The sequence below is a fragment of the Sphingobacterium nematocida genome, assembly GCF_900168125.1.
Lineage (GTDB): Bacteria > Bacteroidota > Bacteroidia > Sphingobacteriales > Sphingobacteriaceae > Sphingobacterium > Sphingobacterium nematocida.
Genome location: NZ_FUZF01000007.1, coordinates 103,683 through 127,869, shown reverse-complemented (window position 1 = coordinate 127,869; position 24,187 = coordinate 103,683). Strand labels below are relative to the sequence as shown.

The following is a 24,187-nucleotide window of genomic DNA, read 5'->3' as shown; positions in this document are numbered from 1 at the left end:
TTCACTCTTATAATGTTTTTTTTTATTGTCCTATTGCTTTATTAGCGTCTTTCTGTCAAAAAGATGTTTTTATCCGTTTCAGGAATCAATTTTAGCTCCTTCGCTTGTTCAAACATTTTTTCTATTGCAGATCTTCCGGTGCGGCCTAAATCGGACGAATACATATTCACATACAGTTCGATATGCTTATACATCACCGCTTCATCCATCTCTTGTGCATGGCTACGAATATAGTCAATTCCAGATTTTGGATGTGCAAATGCGTACTCTACACTTTCATGTACCAGACGATTAATTTTTTCCTTGATTTCTTTTGGCAGATCTCTACGCACAACGATACCTCCTAGCGGTATAGGGCTATCTGTCGTCTTTTCCCAAAAATCACCCAAATCGACTACCTTATACAAGCCTTTATCCTGATAAGTAAATCTATTTTCATGAATAATCAACCCTAAATCTACGTCCTGCGCCGCCACAGCTTGTTCCACATCAGAAAAAACAACCTCTTTCTTTTTTTGTAAATCGGGAAAAGCTAAACCTAATAGAAAGTTTGCCGTAGTATATTTTCCGGGAATTGCTACAACTAGATTTTTTAATCGTTCTGGTAATTCTTTACCAACATACCCCATTAATTCTTCTGCCAGCTCTTTATTTCGGGTAATCAATAAAGGCCCTACACCAAACCCCAATGCACTTCCTGAATCCAGTAATTCATAATCTTCAATTGCGTATGCGAAAGCATGGTAACTTAGTTTTGTAATAGCCAACTCCTGCCGAAAAGCTTTCTGATTTAAGCTCTCTACATCATGGTACTCCACATCAAAATCCAAACCTTCCGTGTCGATCTTGTGGTGAATTAATGCATCAAAAATATAGGTATCATTTGGGCAGGGGGAAAAACCTAAACTTAATTTCATCGATTGTAATTATATTTTCATTTTTGTAGTAACTATTAAAACAAGCATGGCTACAAACGTTACAAAAATCATCCCTTTAGCAAAAGACTCCTTTTCTGCTCGATAAGTAAAGCGGACCGTGATTAAGTTAACCAGAGCCGCAATCACATATATTGCTATTGGCTTGTCTGCAAAAAAACTTGTCTGTAGGCTTGTGTAGTTTGATAGTAAATAAGCCAATATCGGTGCGATAACCGCCGTTAATCCTCCAAACCAAAAAGAATCTTTCATCTTATTTTTTAAAATTAAAACTCCATGAGTTCAATTCTTGAATAGCATGGTGCGCTGTCATGTCAAATTGTGTAGGTACCACAGATACGTAGCCATTCTTCAATGCAAAAACATCTGTATCTTCACCACGATCACTCCATTCAAATTGTCCCGTCAACCAAAAATATTCCCTATTATAGGGATCCAATCGGTGTTCAAACTCTTCAATCCAATGACCGTTTGCCTGCCTACAGATCTTTATCCCTTTAATTTCTTTATCCACATGAGGAAAATTAACATTAAGCAATGTTCCTTTAGGCAACCCATTCGTCAATACCTGCTCTGCAATAGCCCCTATATAAGGTCTGCAATGTGAAAAATCAGCTCCATGTGAAAAGTCATCTAGAGAAAAACCGATAGAAGGTATTGCTTCTATTGCGCCTTCCACTGCGGCAGACATAGTACCTGAATATAAGACATTGATGGAATAATTTAACCCATGATTGATTCCAGATACGCATAAATCAGGCTTATCTCCTTTAAAAATACGGTTTACGGCAAGTTTTACACAGTCTACAGGAGTCCCTGAACATTTATACATCTCTACACCTTCGTAAAGATCCACTTTATCAAGTCTTAGTGGTTTACCTATTGTGATAGCATGTCCCATGCCAGACTGAGGACCATCAGGAGCCACCACGATCACCTTACCGAGCTTCTTCATTTCCTCAAGCAGCACCTTTATTCCCGGAGCTGTTATCCCGTCGTCGTTTACAACAAGTATTGTAGGTTGCTTCTTTGTCATAGAGCTAAGGTAATAAATAATATAATCCCACACTACTATAATTCACTCCGTTTCTTTCACTAACACAGACCAGACTACTTTCAGTCACTTTACGCAAACGATCCCGTGAATTTACAATCCCCGAATTGTTGTTTACAAACTATCTTGGCTATATTTAAGCTTAGTACGATTTCAAACAAATAAAAAACCATGTCAACAACTTTTGAATCTAGGTATGCGATTGGACCCAACGAAACCAAATCATTGGATACAAATGGTCTCCGTCAAAACTTTTTAATCGATAAATTATTCTTCGAAAACAAGATACACTTTGTCTATAGCCACTACGACCGATACATGGCTGGCGGGGCCTTTCCTACAAGTCAGAAAATCAAACTTGACACGATAGAACCTTTATTGAAAGAATCCTATTTTCTTGCACGTAGAGAACTAGGTATTATCAATGTCGGAGGAGCAGGTATTGTTGAGGTAGATGGTGAGGTATACAGTCTAGATACCAAAGAGTCCTTATATATTGGAAAAGGAGCTAAAGAAGTGTACTTCAGCAGTAATAACAGTAATAATCCAGCTAAATTTTATTTAAATTCAACACCAGCACATCAAAGCTATCCCACTAAGCGCGTCACAAAGGCCGAAGCAAACAAAATTGAGTTAGGAAGTATGGAAACGGCTAATCACCGGACCATAAACCAGATGTTGCTACATACTGTAATACAGACATGCCAGCTGCAGATGGGAATGACTGAGTTAAAACCCGGATCAGTATGGAATACGATGCCCTCACATACACATGACCGTCGGATGGAGGTCTATTTTTACTTCGAAGTACCAGAAGGACAAGCCGTATCCCACTTCATGGGACCTGTAGACGAGACTAGACACATCTGGATGCAAAATGAGCAGGCAGTCATATCGCCGCCATGGTCTATACATTCGGGCGCAGGTACCAGCAATTACACTTTTATATGGGGAATGGCTGGGGAAAACATGGATTATGACGATATGGATAAAAGCCCAATAACAGATTTAAGATAACCATCCAAGTAGTTAAAATATGAAGGCGATTTTTTTTACTCTAGCGATTAGCTGTCTAGGCCATTCTTTGGTCCAAGCACAAAAATTCATTGAGATCACGAACTCTTCCGACAAAAATAGATTAGAGATAGTTTCTATACCCTATAAACAATTCAGCAGACATTTTACGGTGGATAGTATTTTCAATATAGTGCAAAAAAATGCTGAAGCCGTATATCCCTATCAACTAGAAAAACTAGGTGGCTCAGAAATCAAAAATGTACTGATCCAAGTAGATATAGCTCCCAAAAGCAGCCTGAAACTGGTTATAAAAAATGAAAAGCCCACAGTTATCCAACCGAAGACCTATGCCCGATACGTTCCGGAGCGTTTCGATGATTTCGCTTGGGAAAATGATGTCGTTGCGTTTCGGCTGTACGGCAAAGCCTTAGAAGGAAGGGGAGATGATGCACAAGGTATGGACTATTGGTCCAAAAGAACCAAAGAGCTAATTATCGATAAATGGTATAAAAGCGAAGACTACCACCAGGATCATGGAGATGGTTTGGATTACTATTCTGTCGGACAGACTCTTGGGGTAGGAGATATGGCACTCTTTCTCGGAAATCAGATTCAGTATACTAAACATTATAGAGCGTATCAGATACTGGACAATGGTCCCCTACGGACAACATTTAAGCTTAGTTTTGAGACACAAAATTTCGATGGTCAACAAATTACTTTTTCTAAAACGATAAGCTTAGATGCTGGCCAAAATTTCAATAAGATCACAATAGATCTTGCAAACAACACTGCTAAAAACACACCTATCGTACTGGGATTAGCAAAACGTAATGAAACCAATCCTAAATACGAGTTTGATCAGGAAAATAATACACTTATCTACTGGGAGCCTACAATCAAAAACTTCGGACAAACAGGCACAGCCCTTATCGTCCCAAAGAGAAAAGTCAATTTTTTACCAAATGATACCAAGCAGTTTCTTTTGAAAACAGTTGTAAAAAACCATACCTCGCTTACATATTACAATGGGGCAGCCTGGAACAGGGCAGGGAAAATCACCTCCTTTGATGATTGGGAAGATTTTGTCGAAGATTATTCAGAATCATTACAGACCCCACTTAAAGTTAAACTGAAATAAATAACACTATGTCTATTCTAACATCTTTTGACCTATCTGGAAAAATAGCTTTAGTCACCGGTTGTAAACGGGGAATTGGAAAAGCGCTCGCAGAAGCATTAGCAGAAGCAGGGGCAGATATCATTGGTGTATCCGCCAGCTTAGAGTTAAGCAATTCTGCTGTAGAAAAATCTATAAAATCCTTAGGCCGCAAATTTTATGCTTATCAATGTGATTTTTCTGACCGAAAAAGCTTATATGACTTTATTGAACTTGTCAAAAAGGATCATCCTGTAATTGATATACTGTTCAATAATGCGGGGAATATCTTACGTAAACCAGCAGCCGAACATCCAGACGAATACTGGGATCAAATTATAGAAATCAATCAGAACGCACAGTTTATATTAACGCGGGAAATAGGAAAAGAGATGATCACTCGTGGATCTGGCAAAATAGTGTTTACGGCTTCATTACTCACTTTTCAAGGAGGCATTAACGTTCCTGGCTATGCAGCATCCAAAGGAGCCATCGGATCTCTAACCAAAGCTTTTGCAAACGAATGGGCCTCTAAAGGAGTTAATGTAAATGCCATAGCACCTGGATATATCGCCACAGACAATACTGAAGCCTTGCGAGAAGATGCTGATCGATCAGCATCTATTCTTAGCCGCATCCCTGCAGGAAGATGGGGGGAAGTAGAAGATTTTAAAGGTCCTGCTGTTTTCTTGGCTTCTTCTGCTTCTGATTATGTACACGGCACTATTTTAACGGTTGATGGTGGCTGGATGGGACGATAGCGGTTAAAGGTATAACCCCTTTTTATCAATAAATTCTAATACGCGATCGGGGACAAGAAATTTCATATCCTTTTTATCCTTGATCGCTCCTCTTATAAAAGTAGACGACAATTCCATATGCGGCGTATCTGTCAAAGTGACAGAAGGATGCTGACGCCATTCACCAGCATCATATCCTGGTCTCGGGTATACCAGAATACGATAGTCCCGCAGTAATACTTCCGCATTTTTCCATTTATGCAAGCCTATAAGGTTATCTTCTCCCATAATGAGGACGAACTCTTTATTGGGAAACCTTTCTGTCATATAACTTAATGTATCAATCGTGTATGAAGGTTGTGGAAGACTGAATTCTATATCAGACGCGCGAAGTTTTTCTGCTCCCTCTATAGCCAAATGAACCATTTCAAGGCGGTCATACATATTTCCCAGGCTCTTTTTATCCTTGAAAGGATTTTGGGGAGAAATAACAAACCATACCTCTTCAAGATCCGTATATTGAGCCATATAATTAGCGATAATTAGATGACCCACATGAATAGGGTTAAAAGAACCGAAAAAAAGTCCAACCTTTTTATTTGCCATTACCTATTTAGAAAATCAAGTACTAGCTTCTCTGCCTCTTTGCACGCTGTGTCTAGGTCAAAGTTGTTTAAGATTACATCAAACTTATTCGCATAGCTCAACTCTAACTCTGCCTTAGCAAATCGCTCTTTTAACTTCTCTTCAGAATCAGTACCCCGTCCTGATAAGCGCTCTTTAAGAACTTCAAGTGATGGAGGATTTACAAATATTGCCAATGCTTCCTCAGGAAATTTAGATTTCAACCGCAGTCCACCCACAACATCTATGTCAAAAATCACACTTTTACCCGAAGACCATATACGATCCAGTTCAGAACGCAAAGTCCCATAATAAGTACCTGAATAGACTTCCTCAAATTCTATAAACTCTTGTTTTGCCACCTTATGCAAAAAATCATCTTTTGAGATAAAATAATAATCTTTTCCATCCTCCTCTGTTCCACGAGGATCTCTTGTACTTGCAGAGATAGAAAATTCAAGCTTATCGCTGTACTTACTCAACAGATATCTTACTATAGTCGTTTTACCTGCACCTGATGGCGCAGAAAATATTATTAATTTTTTACGCATGCGATTACAGAACGTTTAATAATTGTTCTTTAATTTTTTCTAACTCTTCTTTCATTCGAACAACGATTTGCTGTATACCGGCATTATTAGCCTTACTACCCAAAGTATTAATCTCCCGCCCCATCTCTTGAGAAATAAAACCTAATTTTTTACCGTTGGAGTCGACGGCATTTAATGCCTCTAAGAAATAATTACAATGGCTTCTTAAACGTACTTTTTCTTCCGTAATATCCAACTTATCAATATAAAAAATCAGTTCCTGCTCAAATCGATTTTTATCTATATTTTCCTTCCCAACAGCTTCATCCATGTATTGACTAATACGCTCTCTTATTAAAGGTATTCTACTTCCCTCTACCGATTCAACCTCAGTCAAGTAGTCCAATATCAGCTGTACTCTCTTCTCCAAATCAACCTTTAAAACCTTCCCCTCATCTGCCCTGAATACATTGAATTTTTCAATAGCTTGATAAAATGCATCCAACAATACTTTTCCTTCTGCCTCATCTACTTCTTCTTCATTATTCGTTACCACTTCAGGCATACCCAATGCCAAACTAAACAAGTTCGACTGGACTTCTCCAAGCTGCAATGCAATATCCTTAAGTTGATTATAATATTTCTTTAACAGCTCTCCATTGATAGAAGAAGCCTTTGCAGTCTGGTCTGTATATTCCGATGAAATCATAATATTCACCTTACCTCTTTCGATAAGTTTACTGCACTCACCACGAAGTGTTAGTTCTTTATCCGAAACGGCTTTAGGCAAACGTATACCTAACTCTAAAAACTTGGAATTTAAGGACTTTATTTCTACAGTGTATTTAACCTTCGCGTTCTCACACGAGCCAACACCGTATCCTGTCATTGATTTTATCATATGCAAAGGTAGGAAAACTAACGTTTATTTCTAACACCCTTTTACCAATCGTGTTTCGCAATTATAACACATAAATAGGTTTTATAGGTTGAACCTGTAGGCGAATGAACGAAACCGATACCTATATCCATAAGCGAACCATTCCAATCGTCCATCCCCAATACATGTTTACGATGCATATACCCTGGTGAGCCCTTACCGATAATAAATGCCCTGATACCGTCGGTCGCGGTTGCGTGGTTCGCTGCTATAGACTCAAAGTTATTGGCAGACTTCTTTTTGATCCAATCGGAATTTAAACTATAGCCCGCCTTAACAATGTAATAATTAGGGCCCAAACCTTCTGGAGTGACATGATCAAAATAATTACGCTTAGCCATATCGTACGCTCTAAACTCCGCAGCCCTAGCCAACTCCTCATTCCATACCAATTTTGTTCTCTTAACTTTTCCAACAGGGGATATTCCTAATTTTTTAGCATATCTCTCTGGATGCATTCGTATATCGTTCAATAGGACATAGGCTTCTTTAGCTTGCTGTACATCCGTAGTAATGCTTCTGTTTTGAGCGATTGCAGAAGTGGAGATTAAAAGGAAAAATAATATAATACGCATACTTTTATTCTTTTAGAATGGACTCCTTTTTCGTTTCAATGTTTAATACGCTAAAGATAAAATCTTCTTATTACGTCAGTACAAATGATTATACACAAAAAAATCATTATTAATGAACAAGTTAACAGTCATTCGTCCGGATAAAAAAAAGAGGCTATCCTTTTGGATGCCCCTTCCTTTTTTACTTTTCGCAACTTATTATGTTGCTTTATTTCTATTTATTTTTTCCTTCACCACTTCAAATACAATCGGTAGTACCGAAAGAAAAATAATGATCAAAACCACTTTAGAGAAATTGTCCCTAATAATTGGGATATTACCAAGGAAATAACCCGCCAATGTAATACCAACGACCCAAAGTATCGCTCCAACCACATTATAAGTGATAAATGTACTATATTTCATTCTACCAATCCCTCCTACAAAAGGAGCCAACGTCCTTACAATAGGTACAAAACGGGCGATTACAATGGTTTTGCTACCATACTTCTCGTAAAATGAATGTGTTTTTGCAATCTGCTCGTCAGTGACCATTTGCTTACCAAAAAGCTTAAACTTGGTGATGCGCATTCCAAAATTCTTCCCGATAGAATAATTCAGGGAGTCACCTGTAATAGCCGCAATAAGCAAAAGAACAATCATAATCACAATATTAAGATCATTCGGCTGTGCAGCAAGCATACCTGCAGCAAAAAGCAATGAATCACCAGGTAAAAATGGCATTACAACGACTCCCGTTTCAACAAAGATGATGAGAAACAAAATCAAATAGGTCCAGGTCTGATAGTTATTTACAATCTCCACAAGATGATCGTCTATATGGAGAATAAAATCTATCAATGAATATATTAAATCCAAAGGTGTAATGTATTAATTAAAACTATTCAACATTACTGGCATCACTAACATCAAGATATCTTCATTATCTTGCTTAATCGCTGGCAGCAATAAACCTGCTCGATTCGGTGTACTCATTTCAAGCACCACTTCTTCACAATTCAGGTTATTTAACATCTCAACTAAAAACTTAGCATTAAATCCGATCTCCATGTCTTCACCTTCAAACTGACAGTTTAGGCGTTCATGAGCCTCATTAGAGAAGTCGAGATCTTCTGCAGAAATATGCAACTCACTACCGTTAATCTTCAGACGTACCTGATGTGTCGTTTTATTCGCGAAAATAACAACACGACGTAAAGTATTTAGAAACAACGCGCGATCTACTGTAAGCTTGTTTGGGTTGACCTGAGGAATTACAGCATCATAATCTGGATAGCGCTCATCAACCAATCGACAGATTAAATGAATACTCCCAAATTGGAAAAATGCATTTGTCGTATTGTACTCTATTGACACCGATGTTTCGTCTGATGGTACAGAAGACTTCAATAACGTCAGTGCCTTTTTCGGTAAAATGATCGATGTTGGCTTCTCTGCCCCCACATCAGTACGACGGTACCTAACCAATCGATGTGCATCTGTCGCTACAAAAGTGATGTTTTGTTCACCCAATTGAACTAACACACCCGACATCGCCGGTCTCAACTCGTCACTGCTTACTGCAAATATTGTTTTGTTGATCGCCTCTGAAAGTATAGACGCTGAAAGTTTTACCGTCGAAACATTATCTACTACCGGGATTTTTGGAAAGTCGTCAGCATTCTCCCCACTAAGCTTATATTTTCCGTCACCAGCACTGATTTCAATAGCCAAGGTCTTTGTATCCACAGAAAAAGCAACCGGTTGATCAGGAAGAGTCTTTAGGGTATCAATCAAAATTTTTGATGGCATTGCTACGCGCCCCTCTTCTTTAGCTTCAATCGATAAAGAAGTCACCATACTTGTCTGCAAATCCGTAGCAGAAATTGTTAACGTATTATCCTTTATTTCAAAAAGAAAATTCTCCAAAATAGGAAGAACAGTACTGCTACTGGATGCCCCGCTTATGGCCTGTAATTGTTTCAATAATACGGATGTGGATACTATAAATCTCATGTCTAGCTTCGATATATTTTTATATGCAATAATACTGAAAAGATTTAAATTTTTACAATGAAACTCGTCCTTTATGTTCTCTAACAGCGTGAATATAGCTATACTTTTTCCATTTGGTATTCGTGAATACAGCGCATTTTATCTAAGTTTGTATAGACTAATAATATGCAGTTTAAGGAAATAGTAGGACAGAAGAGCATTAAAAGCCATTTAATCAACTCGGTAAAAAACAACCGGGTCAGTCATGCGCAGCTTTTTTTAGGTCCTGAAGGATCTGGAAGTCTCGCTTTGGCTTTAGCCTACGCACAGTATATCAATTGTGAAAATAAAAATGAAGATGACAGCTGTGGTGCTTGTCCCTCTTGCAGAAAGTACGAAAAATTAATTCATCCTGACTTACACTTTTCGTATCCGTTCTTTGCTAAGGGCAAAGAAGAGACAGCTACCACTTATATGGATGAATGGCGCAAAGCTTTTCTTACCAATCCCTATTTAGGCTTAAGTTTTTGGAGAGAACAACTCGATTCAGGAAATAAACAAGCGAATATCAACATCGCTGAAGCCCATGATATTATTAAAAAATTAAGTCTGAAGTCCTTTGAGTCTGAGTATAAAGTCTTAATTATGTGGCTACCAGAATATCTGGATACGCAAGGTAACGCTTTATTAAAATTAATTGAAGAACCTCCTGCCAAAACCTTATTTCTGTTAGTTGCTGAAAATCAAGATAAAATAATAAACACCATTATTTCCCGAACCCAATTAATCAAAATAAATAAACTTCATCACGATGAGATGAAAAATTATTTGATTGAAGACAGGGGAATAGATACTAACAAAGCAAAGGAAATAGCTTTCATCGCCGATGGAAATGTTCAAGAAGCACTAAATTTGATTCATCAACATGGCGAAAACGAAACTTTTTCCATTTTAGTACAATGGCTTCGCTGTATCGTGACAGACAATGGAAAGGAAATAATAAGTCTTACTGAAGACAAACTTTCAAAATTAGGAAGAGAAAATCAAAAAAGTTTCTTACTTTATGCCATTAATATGATGAGACAGATCATATTAATGCAACAAGGATTAAGAAACCTGGTCTTCTTACAAGAAGAAGAGTTTGCATTTGTAGAAAAATTTAGTGGGTTATTCCAATTTGAACAATTAGAAGAGGCTATCAATATCCTAGAAAAATCACATTATGGAATTGAGCGGAATGGCAATGCGAAAATATTATTTTTAGATTTATCTTTGCAATTAGTTTTATTGTTCAAATATCAAACGTTCCCTAGAGGGACTCAATATATATAGAAAGAAATATGGGGTGTGGCAGTTGCTCATCTGGAGGTTGTGGTACTGGAAGTAAATTAGGTACAGTACCAGCAGGATGCAATAACAATGGTTCTTGCATGACCAGCGGATGTAATAAATTAGATGTATATGACTGGCTATCCGATATGGATTTGCCTTCAAATTATAAACCTTTTGATATCGTCGAAGTTCGGTTCAAGGGATCGCGTAAGGACTACTACGTAAATTCGGATAATATATACCTAGAAATGGGTGAAATGATTGCCGTAGAACCGTCTACAGGAGGATATGATATCGGACATGTGTCGCTTACAGGAGAGCTTGTAAGACTTCAATTGAAGAAAAATAATATCTCTCCAGATTCTGTTGTCAAAAAGATCTATCGTAAAGCTAATGAGGCAGACGTTAACAAATTTAACGTAGCAAAAGAACTTGAATGGGAGACAATGCACCGAGCTAGAAAACTAGCCCTCGATCTTGGTTTATCCATGAAGATCTCCGATGTAGATTACCAAGGCGATAAAACCAAAGCTACCTTTTATTATACAGCTGAAGGACGTGTAGACTTTCGCGAGCTAATAAAACGTATGGCCGAATCTTTCCGAATCAGAATTGAAATGAGGCAGATCGGTATGAGACAGGAAGCCAGTCGCCTCGGTGGTATAGGGTCTTGTGGTAGAGAACTTTGCTGTTCCACGTGGCTTACGGATTTTAAAACTGTATCTACATCCGCCGCTAGATACCAAAACTTATCTCTAAATACCCTAAAACTGGCTGGTCAATGTGGCAAACTAAAATGTTGCTTAAATTATGAGCTTGACAGTTATATGGATGCCCTTAAAGATATTCCTAATGATGTAGATCGAATAGAAACTACTAGCGGAATGGCATACCTCCAAAAAACGGATATATTTAAGAAAACGATGTGGTTCTCTTATCCTGGTGCAGAAAACTGGATCCCGCTATCTATAAGTAAGGTTAAAGAGCTTGCTGAGATGAATAAAGGCGGTGTCAAGCCTGATGCCCTAGACTATACGCCACAAACGACAGAAACAAAAAAACCGGTCATCCTAGACTACGAAAACGTTGTTGGGCAGGATAGTCTAACTCGTCTTGATGATAAAAACAAAAGACGGAAGAAGAAAAAAAGCAAGCCAAAGCAAGCTACAAATCAAAAAAACGAGACAAATGGGACAACCAATGAATCGTCTGTAGCCAAACAAACACCCACAGCCCAAAAGAAAGAAAACAACGTCAATTCAGGTCCTAGGCCAAATAGACAAAATTCCCAAAATAGGGATAACAATAAGAATTCAGGTCAACCAAAACCAACCATAAATCCAGAAGGGGGGGACAAGCCTGAACAAAAGAAAAAGAAAAGATTCAATAATCGGAATAAAAATAAGAATAACGATAAACCCAATAATAGTGGCGAATAAATGCTCGTCACTACTTTTTCAATAATATGATAAAGTATATTCTATATTCCTGTATTGCGATTGGCCTATCGGTTTCTTGTAGTAATGACGCTGTTTATGAAAAAAATCAAGCTATTCCAAATAGATCTTGGTCATACGAAGAAAAGCCTCGATTCGATGTACATATAGACGATAATAAATCAAAATATAACGTATATATCAATCTACGTCATTCCAATGAATATGACTTTTCTAATATTTTCGTTCTTCTTCATGAAAAAGGAAATAAACTATTAGACACAGCATACCGCAAAGAAATCTCGCTGGCCCAACTTGATGGTCGTTGGTTAGGAAACTCTGCTGGGTCTCTTTACGAAATACAGTACTTAGCAAAAGATGGCTTCGTTTTTCCAGATACCGGTATGTATACGTTCACCATTGAACAAAATATGCGTGAGACGCCCTTAAAAGATGTTGTAGATGTCGGCATTAAAGTGGTGAAGCAATGATTGCTATACTTCGATGGATATTACTCCCTGTTACACTTATTTATTCCCTTATTATATGGATACGGAATATTCTCTATGATAAGGGTATTTTTAAAAGCACGAAATTCTCCATACCAACAATTGTCATTGGAAACCTAGCGATAGGAGGGACCGGAAAAAGCCCAATGACAGAATATATCGTCCGATTACTAAAAGACCATTACAAAATAGCCACTTTAAGTCGAGGGTATGGGCGCAAAACGAAAGGTTATCGACTAGTAAGTGAAAACTCCAACGCTACTGAAGTTGGTGACGAACCGCTTCAATTCAAAAAAAACTTTCCTGATATCACTGTGGCTGTTTCAGAAGATCGTTGCTTTGGTATTGAAAAGCTACAGGCCGATCATGACTTGATTATTCTAGACGACGCTTACCAACACCGAAAATTAAATCCTGGATATTCCATTTTGCTATTTGATTTTCATTCTCTTTTCACTCCAATACTACTTCTTCCCACAGGAAACTTCAGAGACAACTTCTCAGCTACCAAAAGGGCAGACCTTATACTGATAACAAAATGCCCTGAAAGCCTCAATGAAGACCATAAAAAGCACATTGAGCACAAAATAAGAACTCTATCTTTAGCTCCAATTTTTTATACAGCGATTGCATATGACATCCCAACAAGCAGAGAGGGCCATATTTTACAGAACGAACTTAAGAACCTCGATATACTTTTATTTTGTGGTATTGCAAATCCAACTCCTTTAGAAGATTATTTAGTTAATCTTGGTAATAGAGTTCATTTATTAAGGTTTCCGGACCATCACAATTATACCCATTATGATTTCAATAAAATAATAAATCTCTATAACTCGATACCCGCTAAGGAAAAAATAATAATAACTACAGAAAAGGATATACAACGAGTAGAATCAAACCATCTTTCAGACTTACCTTTATATTATATTCCTATTCGCTTGAAATCGATGGATCAGCAAAAAGAAACCTTTGATCACTTTATTTTTAACTATTTAAACAACCACACCAACGTTAATTAGCATTAACAAAGGTTAATATTCGCTAAATTTAACCATATAACTAACTAATAATCAATTAATTTATTGAAATTTATACTATTCATAATTAATTGATGTATCATGAAAACAGTAATCACACTACTAATTGCGGCCGTATTTACAATAAGTATATCCGTCGCCCAACAAAAAGAATCTCGCCAAAACCGAACTCCTGAAGAACGAACAAAAATGCAAGTAGAACGTCTTACCAAAGAACTGGAGTTAAATAAGTCACAACAAGATTCCATCTACACTTATATCCTTCAGTCCATGAAGACCTCTAGTTTGCATCGAAAGGAAAATGATCAAGCCCAAATTAAAAAGTCATTAGAGGCGCGTAATTTAAAAATTAAGTCTTTTCTTACGCCAAAACAGATCACTCAATACGAAGAACTACAAAAGAGTAGGCAAAATAGAAGACCTAATTAAGAAAACACATAAAATACTGTAAATAAATCAGATAACGAGAGGTAACATATAATTACCTCCCGTTATCATTTTGTTAAATGATGTTAAATTGTAACAAAAGAGATACAATAAAGACAATAAAGCACTGCTATTCGGAGTTATTATTACAGAAACGAATAAATAATATATTTCAAAACTTCAAATTTAAATGCTATGAAAAAATTAATTTTAACAGGTTTAAGCTTTCTTTTTGCTATCACAATTCTTTTTGCTCAAGAGATAAATCCAGAAAATAAAGCAAAAGAAACAGTTATTGAGTTAACAGAAAAACTAACCCTTAATGATGATCAGCAAACTGCGGTATACGAAGTCGTTCTTGAAAAAGTAAAAGCAAAAGTGGCTATTAAGTCGGATACCACGTTAACACCTGAAGCTGTAAAACAACAAATAGAAGCGTTAACCACAACAGCAAATACTAAAATAAACGAACTGTTGACAGAAGAACAAAAACCGCTATTCGTTAAATACTTAGAGGAAAAAGCGGCTAAAAAAGAAGAAAGTACAGAATCTGTATAACCACAGAATTTATAATTTCATAATTACCTAGCTGAATCGGGGCAGTCAAAGTGGACTGTCCCGATTTTTACTTTATAATTTTGCAAGAAAAGAAGAAGCAGCGTATCTGAATGATACGCTGCTTCTTCTTGTTTATTATCTTTCATTATTCGATTAGGATGTCTTTAATTTCTTTTGAATATCCTGTACGTAAGTCTTAAATTTCTTATCGGTTTCAATTAAATCTTCAACGGTCTGACAGGCGTAGATTACTGTCGAATGGTCTCTTCCTCCAAAAAAACTACCAATAGACTTTAAGGACGATTTAGTGTGATTTTTGGCAAGATACATTGATATCTGACGAGCCTGTACAATTTCACGCTTACGAACTTTGGATTTCACCATTTCTACAGGTACCTCAAAATACTCACATACCAATTTCTGTATGTACTCCATCGATATCTCTTTGTGTGTATTTTTAACGAAGTTCTTGAGCATGGATTTAGCCAAGTTCAGATCTATTTCCTTTTTATTTAATGTAGATTGTGCTAATAAGGATACCATTGCTCCCTCTAGCTCACGCACACTATTATCTATTTGCGTTGCAACATATTCTACTACGTTCTCCGGCAGCTCTATGCCATCCGAATACATCTTCTTTTTAAGAATAGCCATTCTTGTTTCCAAATCCGGAGCCTGAATATCAGCAGACAATCCCCATTTAAAACGGCTTAATAAACGTTCCTCCAAACCCGAAAGATCCTTAGGAGCCTTATCTGATGTTAAAATAATTTGTTTTCCGGACTGGTGCAAATGGTTAAATACGTGGAAGAAAATATCCTGCGTTTTCTCCTTACCAGCAAAGTTATGTACATCATCCATAATGATTACATCCATTGCTTGATAAAAGTTAACGAAATCATTGATTGTATTATTCTTTAACGAATCTACAAACTGTTGACAGAACTTTTCACAAGACACATATATTACCAACTTATCCGATAAATTCTTTTTTATCTCGTTTCCAATAGCTTGCGCCAGGTGCGTTTTTCCCAACCCCACATCTCCATATAACATCAGTGGATTGAATGATGTTCCTCCTGGTTTATTCGCTACTGCATATCCAGCAGATCTCGCCAACCGATTACACTCTCCTTCTACGAAGTTTTCAAAAGTATAATTTTGATTCAATTGCGGATCCACTTGCAGTTTTTTCAAACCAGGGATGACAAACGGATTCTTTATATTTTTATTCAGTGCGACAGGGACAGGAATAGATTGTCTCTTTGCTTCTGCGCCGTTACCATTCGATGGTATATTGGTTGTATAAGGTATATTAGCAGATGATTTCTCAACCACAATATTATACTCTAATCTTCCTTGCTCTCCTAAAAACTTTTTGACAGTCTTACGAAGAATTCCTACATAATGTTCTTCCAACCATTCGTAGAAAAATAAACTCGGTACTTGAATAGTCAAAACGTTTCCTTCCAACCTAATTGCCTTTACAGGCTCGAACCATGTCTTGAAACTTTGTGCTGGAATGTTATCTTTTATTACCTGAAGACAATTATTCCAAACACCCGTATACGTTTTTTCCATTCCTAAATTGTTAATAACTTGATAACCAATTAATGATAAAAAATTGTTTATAACTTTCTCTCTCAACGAAGATGACAAAAATTTCTGAGCTAAAAAAATCAAAATCTAAAAAAAACACAACAAACTAAAATACAGTTATTTACATAGTTTTTAAAGGTGTTTAAGCAATTATTGTGGTGTCAAATTTTACTTTTCCACACACATCATAGATAGCAATAATACATTGTTATTTTCAGTAAAATTTAGATTAGAAATTGAAAACTGTGGAAAACTTTCATCCCCTTGATTTAATCAATTTTCAGAAAGTATAGAGCAAAAAATAAGCCACAATTACCTGTGGCTTAATCATTTTATTAATTCTATTTTTTCAAAAGATGGTTTACTAACCAACCATCGTCTTCGTAGGTTGAGATTGCATCAATTTTCGACACTCCACAACAACTGCATTAGCATCATAGTTACACAATCTCCAAAGCTCAGGTTGCTCTCCGTGTTCCACTATTTCGTCTGGTATACCTAAACGTACTAAGTTCGCTGTATATTTATGATCGGCCATAAATTCAATCACTGCAGAACCAAATCCACCAGGTAATACACCGTCTTCAATAGTAATTACCTTTTTAAATTTAGCAAAGATATCATGCAGCAGTTCTTCATCCAATGGCTTTACAAATCGCATATCATAATGAGCAGGGTAGATTCCCTCTGCATTCAATACATGAAATGCTTTTGATACCTCATTTCCTACATGTCCAAAGCTTAAAACCGCTACTTCCTCACCATCTACAAGTTTACGACCTTTTCCCACTTCCAAGGCTCTGAAAGGTCGCTTCCAATCAACCATAACGCCCGATCCACGAGGATAGCGGATTACAAATGGTCCCATATTCTCCAGCTGCGCTGTATACATCAGATTACGCAACTCTTCTTCATTCATTGGTGCTGCTACGGTCATGTTTGGAACACATCGCATAAATGCAATATCATAAGCACCATGGTGTGTTGGCCCATCGGCACCTACCACCCCAGCTCTATCCAAACAAAATACTACATTTAGATTTTGTAATGCGACATCGTGAATAACCTGGTCATATGCCCGCTGCATAAATGAAGAATATATATTACAGAAAGGTATCAGTCCTTGTGTTGCCAATCCCGCGCTAAAAGTGACAGCGTGTTGCTCCGCAATACCAACATCAAATGCTCTATTCGGCATCGCGTTCATCATAATATTCATCGATGATCCGCTCGGCATGGCAGGGGTAATTCCCATTATCCGACTATTACTTTCAGCCAATTCCACCAACGTATGTCCAAAAACATCTTGATACTTAGGTGGCTGTGGTTTGTCGTGATTAGATTTCTTAATTTCTCCTGTTATCTTATCAAAAAGACCTGGAGCATGCCATTTTGTTTGATCCTGCTCCGCCAAAGCATATCCTTTACCTTTTACTGTTACCACGTGCAACAATTTAGGACCATTGATATGCTTCAAATCTTCCAACGTCTTTACCAACTTATTGACATCATGTCCATCTACAGGTCCGAAGTACCTAAAATTAAGCGACTCAAATAAATTAGAGTTTTTCAAAAGAGTCCCTTTGATACTCAGCTCCAGTTTCTTCGCCCAACCGTAGGCATCAGGGCCATTTTTAGAAATCTTCGCTAGTACTGCTACAAGATCATCCCTGAATCTATTGTAGCTTTTAGAAGTCGTAATACTCGTAAGATATTCCTTCATAGCACCTACATTAGGATCTATTGACATACAATTATCATTCAATATCACCAGTAGGTTAGATTTCTCTATTCCAGCATGATTTAAAGCTTCAAAAGCCATTCCCCCGGTCAACGCGCCATCACCAATTATGGCCACGTGCTGTCTATCTGTCTCTCCTTTATAAGCAGAAGCTACCGCCATACCCAGCGCAGCAGAGATAGACGTAGAGGAATGCCCCACACCAAATGCATCATATTCACTTTCATCCCGTTTAGGAAAGCCAGAAATACCTCCTAATATTCGATTTGTATGAAATAAATCCCGACGCCCGGTCAAAATTTTGTGGCCATAGGCCTGGTGGCCCACATCGAAAATAATCTGATCATAAGGTGTATTCAATACGTAATGTAATGCTACCGTGAGTTCTACAACTCCTAAACTGGCGGCAAAATGTCCCCCATTAACAGAAACAACATCAATTATATACTGTCTAAGTTCTTTACAAACTTCCTCTAATTCAGCATCTTTCAAGTTACGTAAATCAGACGGAAATTGAATTCCTTTCAAAAGTGCTCCTGCTTCTACCTGCATACCTTAAAAAGTTTCAAAATAAGATACAAAGTAACAATTAATTCCATAAACAATAGAATATATAGACAAAAACTTTTAACTCAGCGATCACGTCAATCAAAACAAAATTCGCATTATCATTCTCCTATTTTTATACTGTAGGATAAAAATCCCCTTATGTTGTTCAAAAACATAAATATTACCTTTCAAATACCTATTTTTGAATTTGGTTATGGATGCGACAAACTACGAAATAAAACTTGAGCAATTTGAAGGTCCCTTCGATCTTTTATTGTTCTTTATCGAACGAGATGAATTAAATATCCATGATATCCCTATTTCACGGATTACAGATGATTTTTTGGACTATATCCAGAAAATGCAATCACTAAACATTGAGTTAGCATCCGAGTTTATATTTGTTGCCTCTACGCTAATGCGTATTAAAGCAAAAATGTTACTTCCTAGACCAGATTTGGATGGCAACGAGAATGAAATAGATCTGAAAGAGCAACTTGTCCAAAAACTTATTCTATATAAGCAATTCAAAGATATTTGCGAAAAATTAAGAGTTTTTGAAGCTGATCGCGAAAAGTTACACCATAGAGCGAATATCAGTTATGATTTGAAACACACCAAACGACAAATCACAGAAGAGGAACTTGCTTCTTTTGACCTTTATAAACTGATGATGGTCTATGAAAAAATGATGTATCACTTTACACACCGTGTCCTACCAATAACACATACTGTTGTAAAGTTCCCATACTCAATAGAACAGCAAAAGAAAGCTATTTCCGAGCTTATAGAATTAAACAAAAAATTAGATTTCCAACATATTCTAAAAAACTCTGAAAATCGGGTACAGTTTGTCTTCAACTTTCTCGCTATTCTAGAAATGTTGCAGCAAAAATTACTGGAAATCGAAATAGGAGCCGGTTACAATAGCTTTTCTATAGAAAAAAGGGATCCCAATGCGGTCGAACATATTGAAGAAGAACAATAAAATTATCGGCTTCGTTTCAATTCGTCTAAAACATTTTTTAAGAATGAAAATCGCTCATCGGGAGCGATACTATCCAATCTCCGCATAGCATAAATTCCCGTCTTAAGTGCTTTCTCATCTTTTTCTGCAAAAGAATTTATTACCTCCTCTGCTTTACCGTCCTCTAAAAAACCATCGATAATACCCAAATCCAATGCTCTTTCTGTTCCAAAATATCCGGTATCCAAGCATAACTGTAAGACCTGTTTTTCAGACATTACTTTCAATAAACTAGCCATTACCTGAAAAGGAAAAATTCCCAACTCCAGTTCCGGTAATCTGAATTTTATTTCTCTACTTCCAAAAACATAAGTACAGCCCAGAATAATCAAAAAACCACCGGCAATCACATTTCCCTCTAAAATGGCTACCGACGGCTTTAATAAGCTATCAAATACTTCGCCGAGCGATATATTTTTATTGACAATATGTGGATTAATCACATCGAGTGTTGGGTCTTCGAAAGTCTTTAAATCCATTCCAGCACAAAAGACTGGCCCTTCAGCGCGAATTATCACAACTTTTATATCCCCATCATCATTTATCTGTCTAAAAGCATAGTCTATTTCATTGACCATGGTAGGTGTAAAAGCATTCCGCTTTTCTGATCGCGTTAGCGTTACATTACATTTAAATCCTTCCTTTTCAACTTTAATATATTTATACATCGTTGTGTCTTATCATTTTTTGAAATGCTTCCATTAATAGCATATTCTGTTCCTGATTTCCTTTTCCAAATCTATCCAAAAGCAATTCCATAGGAATATTACCTACTAAATCATCCTTTGCAAATGGGCATCCACCAAATCCTAAAAAAGCTCCTTCAAAACGTCTACATCCAACTTCATAAGCTGCATTAACTTTCAAAATAGCCTCTTCAATACGTGCATGTAGATGCAAGCTAAGTTCTATACCTGTAAATTGATCAGCCACAAGCCCATAAAGTGTAGAAACAGCCTCTACCGAAGCTTCGGAAGTTGTATCTGCAATAGAAAACCTATTTACCCCAAGATCGGAGAGTCGATCGATCCACTGTAATACTAAATCTTCGTGCCATAGATCACCATAAGGATTTCCAAAAGCCATAGATATATATACAACTAGCTCTTGATTTCCAGATTGTAAAAGACCGCAAATACGCTTTACCCGCTCTAAAGATTCTTCCACCGTAGAATTAGCATTACGTCGCTGAAATGTTTCAGAGATAGAAAAAGGATACCCTAGATAATCTATCTGCCTAAGCTTAGAAGCAACTTCTGCTCCTCTTTCATTAGCTACTATAGCCAATAGTTTAGTTTTTCCCTTTTCCAAACCGTCCAACACCGCTACTGTATCAGCCAATTGAGGAACCGCCTTGGGAGAAACAAAACTCCCGAAATCTATATATTCGAATAATCCGGAGGCCAGTAACTCATTTATATAGGTGATTTTCTTCTGCGTAGGAATAAAATCACCTATACCTTGTATGGCGTCTCTCGGACATTCTACTAGTTTTATTTCCGAACTATTTAACATTTTTTCGTATTTCTCGTGCGATTACCATCTTTTGAATGGCACTAGTACCTTCACCTATAGTACATAGCTTGGCATCACGAAAGAACTTTTCTGCGGGAAAATCTTTTGTAAAACCATAGCCACCATGAATCTGTACAGACTCATTACTCACTTCAACAGCTACTTCTGAGGCGTACAACTTGGCCATAGCCCCCTCTTTAGTTACTTTTTGATGTGTATCTTTTAAATAACCTGCCTGCCTGATCAATAGTTCTGAAGCTTCTATTTTTGTAGCCATATCCGCCAATTTGAAAGAAATATCCTGAAAATCAAATATTTTCTGATTAAACTGCTCCCTTTCATTCGAATATTGCAATGCACATTCATACGCACCTCGTGCAATACCGAGTGATAATGCGGCGATAGAAATTCGACCTCCATCCAAGAGCTTTAAAGCCTGCACAAAACCATTTCCAACTTCTCCTATCACTTGGTCCTTATGTACCCTACAATTATCAAAAAACAAACTAGCTGTTTCCGAGGCCCGCATTCCTAATTTATCAATTTTCTTACCAGCCGTAAATCCTGGGGTACCTTTCTCAATAATAAAAGCTGTCATACCATGTTTATCCCCCTTTTCACCGGTACGTACTATAACAACGGCGACATCTGCACTAATGGCATGTGTAATAAATATCTTAGATCCATTTATCACCCAATAATCACCATCCTGAACAGCTACTGTTGTCATTCCGCCAGCATCGGATCCCGATCCTGTTTCGGTCAATCCCCAAGCACCAATCCACTCTGCTGTAGCTAATTTAGGTAAATATTTTTCCTTTTGAGCTTCATTAGCAAAAGAAAGGATATGATTTGTACACAACGAGTTATGGGCTGCTACGGATAGACCTATCGAACCACACACTTTAGATATTTCATCCAGAATAGTGATGTATTCTTGATAACTAAGCCCGGCACCGTGGTATTTCTCCGGAACTAATACACCCATAAATCCATACTCCCCCATTTTTTTAAAAAGATCTACTGGAAAAAATTGCTTCTCATCCCACTCCATAACAAAGGGTTTGATGTGCGTTTTTGCAAATTCACGTGCGCTCTCACGTATCATTACCATTTGCTCGGTATCCTTCGCATTGTACATAATGAAATTTTACTTATGTTTATATTCAGTTTATAATTATTATTACAAATATCAAAAAAAACAAATAATATTTTACGATATTTATAAAAATAATTCAAAAGACCTTTTGTAAATATTAAATTAATAATCCATAGCATATGGAACACCTTCTTGAAATATTAAAAGAAAAAACTGAAAAACTGTACTTAGGAGGCGGTTTAGATAAAATTCAAAAACACAAAGAAAAAGGAAAGCTCACCGCTTGGGAACGAATCAAATATTTATTAGATTCGGATAGTCCATATACCGAAATAGGCATCTTTGCCGGAGACAATATGTATCTTAATGACGGAGGATGTCCTAATGGCGGTGTAGTTATTGTTTTAGGTTATGTCAAGAAGAGACTATGTGTTATAGTCTCAAATGATGCTACCGTAAAGGCTGGCGCTTGGTTTCCTATTACCGGCAAAAAGAACCTAAGAGCACAAGAGATAGCGATGGAAAATCATCTTCCAATAATCTACCTAGTAGACTCTGCCGGTGTATATCTACCTATGCAAGATGAAATATTTCCTGATAAAGAGCATTTTGGAAGAATTTTTAGAAACAACGCTAAAATTTCAGCAATGGGTATACCACAAATTGCGGCCATTATGGGGTCTTGTGTAGCTGGAGGGGCATATTTACCCATCATGTCCGATTATGCACTCATTGTAGAAGGGACAGGTTCTGTTTTTCTAGCAGGTTCTTATCTCGTTAAGTCTTCTATCGGTGAGGTCATTGATAACGAGAGTCTAGGTGGAGCTGCTACTCATTCTGAGATATCAGGTGTAACAGATAACAAATATCCAAATGACGAAAGCTGTTTAGATGCGATCAGAAATATTATTGACAAGTTTGGTGATACCCCAAAAGCAGGTTTTTCGAGAATAGAATCAAAATTACCCTTATTAGCTAAAGATGCCGTTTATAAAAACCTTCCAGAAGATAGGCTTAAACCTTATAATATGCTCAAATTATTGGATTCAATTGTAGACGAAGGTTCACTTGAAGAATATAAAAAGGATTATGGCAAGACACTAGTCTGCGCATTAGCGCGAATAGATGGGTGGGCAGTAGGTATTGTTGCCAATCAACGTGAAGTGGTCAAAGCAAAGAAACCGGGAGGTACTCAAGAGATGCAAATGGGCGGTGTTATCTATTCAGACTCGGCCGACAAGGCTGCAAGATTCATTATGAATTGTAATCAGCAAAAGATACCGTTAGTATTCTTCCAAGATGTGACTGGATTTATGGTTGGTTCGAGATCAGAGCACGGTGGTATCATTAAAGATGGTGCAAAAATGGTGAATGCTATGGCCAACTCTGTCGTTCCTAAGTTTACCTTTATAGTAGGCAATAGCTACGGTGCCGGCAACTATGCTATGTGCGGAAAAGCCTATGATCCCCGTCTGATATATGCCTGGCCCACAGCACAAATGGCCGTAATGAGTGGCGCATCGGCAGGAAAGACACTGTTACAAATACAAGAAGCCACCCTCAAGGGTAAAGGAGTAGAGCTATCGGAGAATGAAAAAAATAATCTCCTTTCTGAAATAGAAAAAAAATATAATGAACAACTAAGTCCCTATTACGCTGCTGCTCGACTCTGGGTGGATGGCGTAATAGATCCTAAGGAAACCAGAAAAATCATAAGTATGGGAATTGAGGCGGCAAACAATAACCCCGATATTCCGAAATACAATGTGGGGGTTATACAAACCTGATATTTATAAAAGTATTTAGGG

At 37.2% G+C, this 24,187-nt stretch carries 25 protein-coding genes; 11 read left to right on the top strand and 14 right to left on the bottom strand.

From position 1 onward, the window contains the following. Nucleotides 1-41: 41 nt before the first annotated feature. Genes B5X76_RS09815 through surE form a run of 3 tightly spaced genes read right to left on the bottom strand, consistent with a single transcriptional unit; the run spans nt 42 to nt 1,971 of the window. Nucleotides 42-917 (bottom strand): menaquinone biosynthesis family protein, encoded by an 876-nt coding sequence (locus B5X76_RS09815; RefSeq protein ID WP_079642936.1) that lies wholly within the window; start codon nt 915-917, stop codon nt 42-44. Nucleotides 918-926: 9 nt separating this feature from the next. Continuing rightward, the gene (locus tag B5X76_RS09810) at nt 927-1,187 is read right to left on the bottom strand and encodes a hypothetical protein (RefSeq protein WP_079642935.1); all 261 of its coding nucleotides are present in this window, start codon (nt 1,185-1,187) and stop codon (nt 927-929) included. Between the two features lies 1 nt (nt 1,188). Further along, nucleotides 1,189-1,971, bottom strand: a complete 783-nt coding sequence (surE, locus tag B5X76_RS09805; protein ID WP_079642934.1) for a 5'/3'-nucleotidase SurE — start codon at nt 1,969-1,971, stop codon at nt 1,189-1,191. 189 nt (nt 1,972-2,160) lie between these two features. On the opposite strand from surE, the gene kduI reads away from it, so the two are divergent. The 3 genes from kduI to B5X76_RS09790 are packed head-to-tail and all read left to right on the top strand — an operon-like array spanning nt 2,161 to nt 4,926. Continuing rightward, nucleotides 2,161-3,006 (top strand): 5-dehydro-4-deoxy-D-glucuronate isomerase, encoded by an 846-nt coding sequence (gene kduI / locus B5X76_RS09800; RefSeq protein ID WP_079642933.1) that lies wholly within the window; start codon nt 2,161-2,163, stop codon nt 3,004-3,006. Nucleotides 3,007-3,025: 19 nt separating this feature from the next. Continuing rightward, nucleotides 3,026-4,147 carry a DUF4861 family protein gene (locus B5X76_RS09795; RefSeq protein ID WP_079642932.1) on the top strand — a complete coding sequence of 374 codons (1,122 nt, stop codon included), beginning with the start codon at nt 3,026-3,028 and terminating at the stop codon, nt 4,145-4,147. A 14-nt stretch (nt 4,148-4,161) separates the two neighbouring features. Continuing rightward, nucleotides 4,162-4,926, top strand: coding sequence for an SDR family oxidoreductase (locus B5X76_RS09790; protein ID WP_176141040.1), 765 nt, complete (start codon nt 4,162-4,164; stop codon nt 4,924-4,926). A gap of 3 nt (nt 4,927-4,929) precedes the next feature. On the opposite strand, the gene nadD is transcribed toward B5X76_RS09790, so the two are convergent. The 6 genes from nadD to dnaN all read right to left on the bottom strand — a co-directional run bounded on the left by nadD (nt 4,930) and on the right by dnaN (nt 9,569). Continuing rightward, a complete protein-coding gene (nadD, locus tag B5X76_RS09785; RefSeq protein ID WP_079642930.1) occupies nt 4,930-5,511 on the bottom strand; it encodes a nicotinate (nicotinamide) nucleotide adenylyltransferase in 582 nt (193 codons plus the stop codon). Continuing rightward, the gene (gene gmk, locus B5X76_RS09780) at nt 5,511-6,080 is read right to left on the bottom strand and encodes a guanylate kinase (RefSeq protein ID WP_079642929.1); all 570 of its coding nucleotides are present in this window, start codon (nt 6,078-6,080) and stop codon (nt 5,511-5,513) included. The genes nadD and gmk overlap by 1 nt, the downstream gene beginning before the upstream one ends. Nucleotides 6,081-6,084: 4 nt before the next feature. Then, nucleotides 6,085-6,960: a YicC/YloC family endoribonuclease gene (locus B5X76_RS09775; RefSeq protein WP_079642928.1), complete on the bottom strand. Its 876-nt coding sequence runs from the start codon at nt 6,958-6,960 to the stop codon at nt 6,085-6,087. Nucleotides 6,961-7,001: 41 nt separating this feature from the next. Then, the gene (locus B5X76_RS09770; RefSeq protein WP_079642927.1) at nt 7,002-7,574 is read right to left on the bottom strand and encodes a CAP domain-containing protein; all 573 of its coding nucleotides are present in this window, start codon (nt 7,572-7,574) and stop codon (nt 7,002-7,004) included. Between the two features lie 198 nt (nt 7,575-7,772). Further along, nucleotides 7,773-8,432 carry a DedA family protein gene (locus tag B5X76_RS09765; RefSeq protein WP_079642926.1) on the bottom strand — a complete coding sequence of 220 codons (660 nt, stop codon included), beginning with the start codon at nt 8,430-8,432 and terminating at the stop codon, nt 7,773-7,775. Between the two features lie 12 nt (nt 8,433-8,444). Continuing rightward, a complete protein-coding gene (gene dnaN / locus B5X76_RS09760; RefSeq protein WP_079642925.1) occupies nt 8,445-9,569 on the bottom strand; it encodes a DNA polymerase III subunit beta in 1,125 nt (374 codons plus the stop codon). Between the two features lie 165 nt (nt 9,570-9,734). Between dnaN and B5X76_RS09755 the strand changes: the two genes are divergently transcribed. The 6 genes from B5X76_RS09755 to B5X76_RS09730 all read left to right on the top strand — a co-directional run bounded on the left by B5X76_RS09755 (nt 9,735) and on the right by B5X76_RS09730 (nt 14,849). Continuing rightward, nucleotides 9,735-10,880, top strand: coding sequence for a DNA polymerase III subunit (locus B5X76_RS09755; RefSeq protein WP_079642924.1), 1,146 nt, complete (start codon nt 9,735-9,737; stop codon nt 10,878-10,880). Nucleotides 10,881-10,888: 8 nt separating this feature from the next. Further along, entirely contained in the window at nt 10,889-12,319 is a 1,431-nt protein-coding gene (locus tag B5X76_RS09750) for a PSP1 domain-containing protein (protein ID WP_176141036.1), read from the top strand. 26 nt (nt 12,320-12,345) lie between these two features. Then, nucleotides 12,346-12,807 carry a gliding motility lipoprotein GldH gene (locus B5X76_RS09745; RefSeq protein ID WP_139375267.1) on the top strand — a complete coding sequence of 154 codons (462 nt, stop codon included), beginning with the start codon at nt 12,346-12,348 and terminating at the stop codon, nt 12,805-12,807. Continuing rightward, entirely contained in the window at nt 12,804-13,847 is a 1,044-nt protein-coding gene (gene lpxK, locus B5X76_RS09740) for a tetraacyldisaccharide 4'-kinase (RefSeq protein WP_079642922.1), read from the top strand. Before B5X76_RS09745 ends, lpxK begins: the two co-directional genes overlap by 4 nt. Before the next feature lie 99 nt (nt 13,848-13,946). Beyond that, complete coding sequence (locus B5X76_RS09735; RefSeq protein ID WP_079642921.1) at nt 13,947-14,294, top strand: hypothetical protein; 348 nt, start codon at nt 13,947-13,949, stop codon at nt 14,292-14,294. A 192-nt stretch (nt 14,295-14,486) separates the two neighbouring features. After that, nucleotides 14,487-14,849, top strand: coding sequence for a hypothetical protein (locus B5X76_RS09730; RefSeq protein WP_079642920.1), 363 nt, complete (start codon nt 14,487-14,489; stop codon nt 14,847-14,849). A 153-nt stretch (nt 14,850-15,002) separates the two neighbouring features. Here B5X76_RS09730 and dnaA read toward each other — a convergent pair whose 3' ends face one another. Next, complete coding sequence (dnaA, locus tag B5X76_RS09725; RefSeq protein ID WP_079642983.1) at nt 15,003-16,430, bottom strand: chromosomal replication initiator protein DnaA; 1,428 nt, start codon at nt 16,428-16,430, stop codon at nt 15,003-15,005. 382 nt (nt 16,431-16,812) lie between these two features. Further along, nucleotides 16,813-18,741 (bottom strand): 1-deoxy-D-xylulose-5-phosphate synthase, encoded by a 1,929-nt coding sequence (gene dxs / locus B5X76_RS09720; protein ID WP_079642919.1) that lies wholly within the window; start codon nt 18,739-18,741, stop codon nt 16,813-16,815. A gap of 211 nt (nt 18,742-18,952) precedes the next feature. Here dxs and B5X76_RS09715 point away from each other — a divergent pair, with 211 nt between their 5' ends. Further along, the gene (locus B5X76_RS09715; RefSeq protein WP_079642918.1) at nt 18,953-19,726 is read left to right on the top strand and encodes a segregation and condensation protein A; all 774 of its coding nucleotides are present in this window, start codon (nt 18,953-18,955) and stop codon (nt 19,724-19,726) included. Nucleotides 19,727-19,728: 2 nt separating this feature from the next. Here B5X76_RS09715 and B5X76_RS09710 read toward each other — a convergent pair whose 3' ends face one another. From B5X76_RS09710 to B5X76_RS09700, 3 genes are read right to left on the bottom strand one after another with little or no spacing between them, the layout of a single operon-like run. Continuing rightward, nucleotides 19,729-20,433 carry an enoyl-CoA hydratase/isomerase family protein gene (locus B5X76_RS09710; RefSeq protein ID WP_079642917.1) on the bottom strand — a complete coding sequence of 235 codons (705 nt, stop codon included), beginning with the start codon at nt 20,431-20,433 and terminating at the stop codon, nt 19,729-19,731. After that, a complete protein-coding gene (locus tag B5X76_RS09705) occupies nt 20,426-21,280 on the bottom strand; it encodes a beta/alpha barrel domain-containing protein (RefSeq protein WP_079642916.1) in 855 nt (284 codons plus the stop codon). The genes B5X76_RS09710 and B5X76_RS09705 overlap by 8 nt, the downstream gene beginning before the upstream one ends. Continuing rightward, nucleotides 21,270-22,421 carry an acyl-CoA dehydrogenase family protein gene (locus B5X76_RS09700; RefSeq protein WP_079642915.1) on the bottom strand — a complete coding sequence of 384 codons (1,152 nt, stop codon included), beginning with the start codon at nt 22,419-22,421 and terminating at the stop codon, nt 21,270-21,272. Before B5X76_RS09700 ends, B5X76_RS09705 begins: the two co-directional genes overlap by 11 nt. Before the next feature lie 137 nt (nt 22,422-22,558). On the opposite strand from B5X76_RS09700, the gene B5X76_RS09695 reads away from it, so the two are divergent. Further along, nucleotides 22,559-24,166, top strand: coding sequence for an acyl-CoA carboxylase subunit beta (locus B5X76_RS09695; RefSeq protein WP_079642914.1), 1,608 nt, complete (start codon nt 22,559-22,561; stop codon nt 24,164-24,166). Nucleotides 24,167-24,187: the final 21 nt, after the last annotated feature.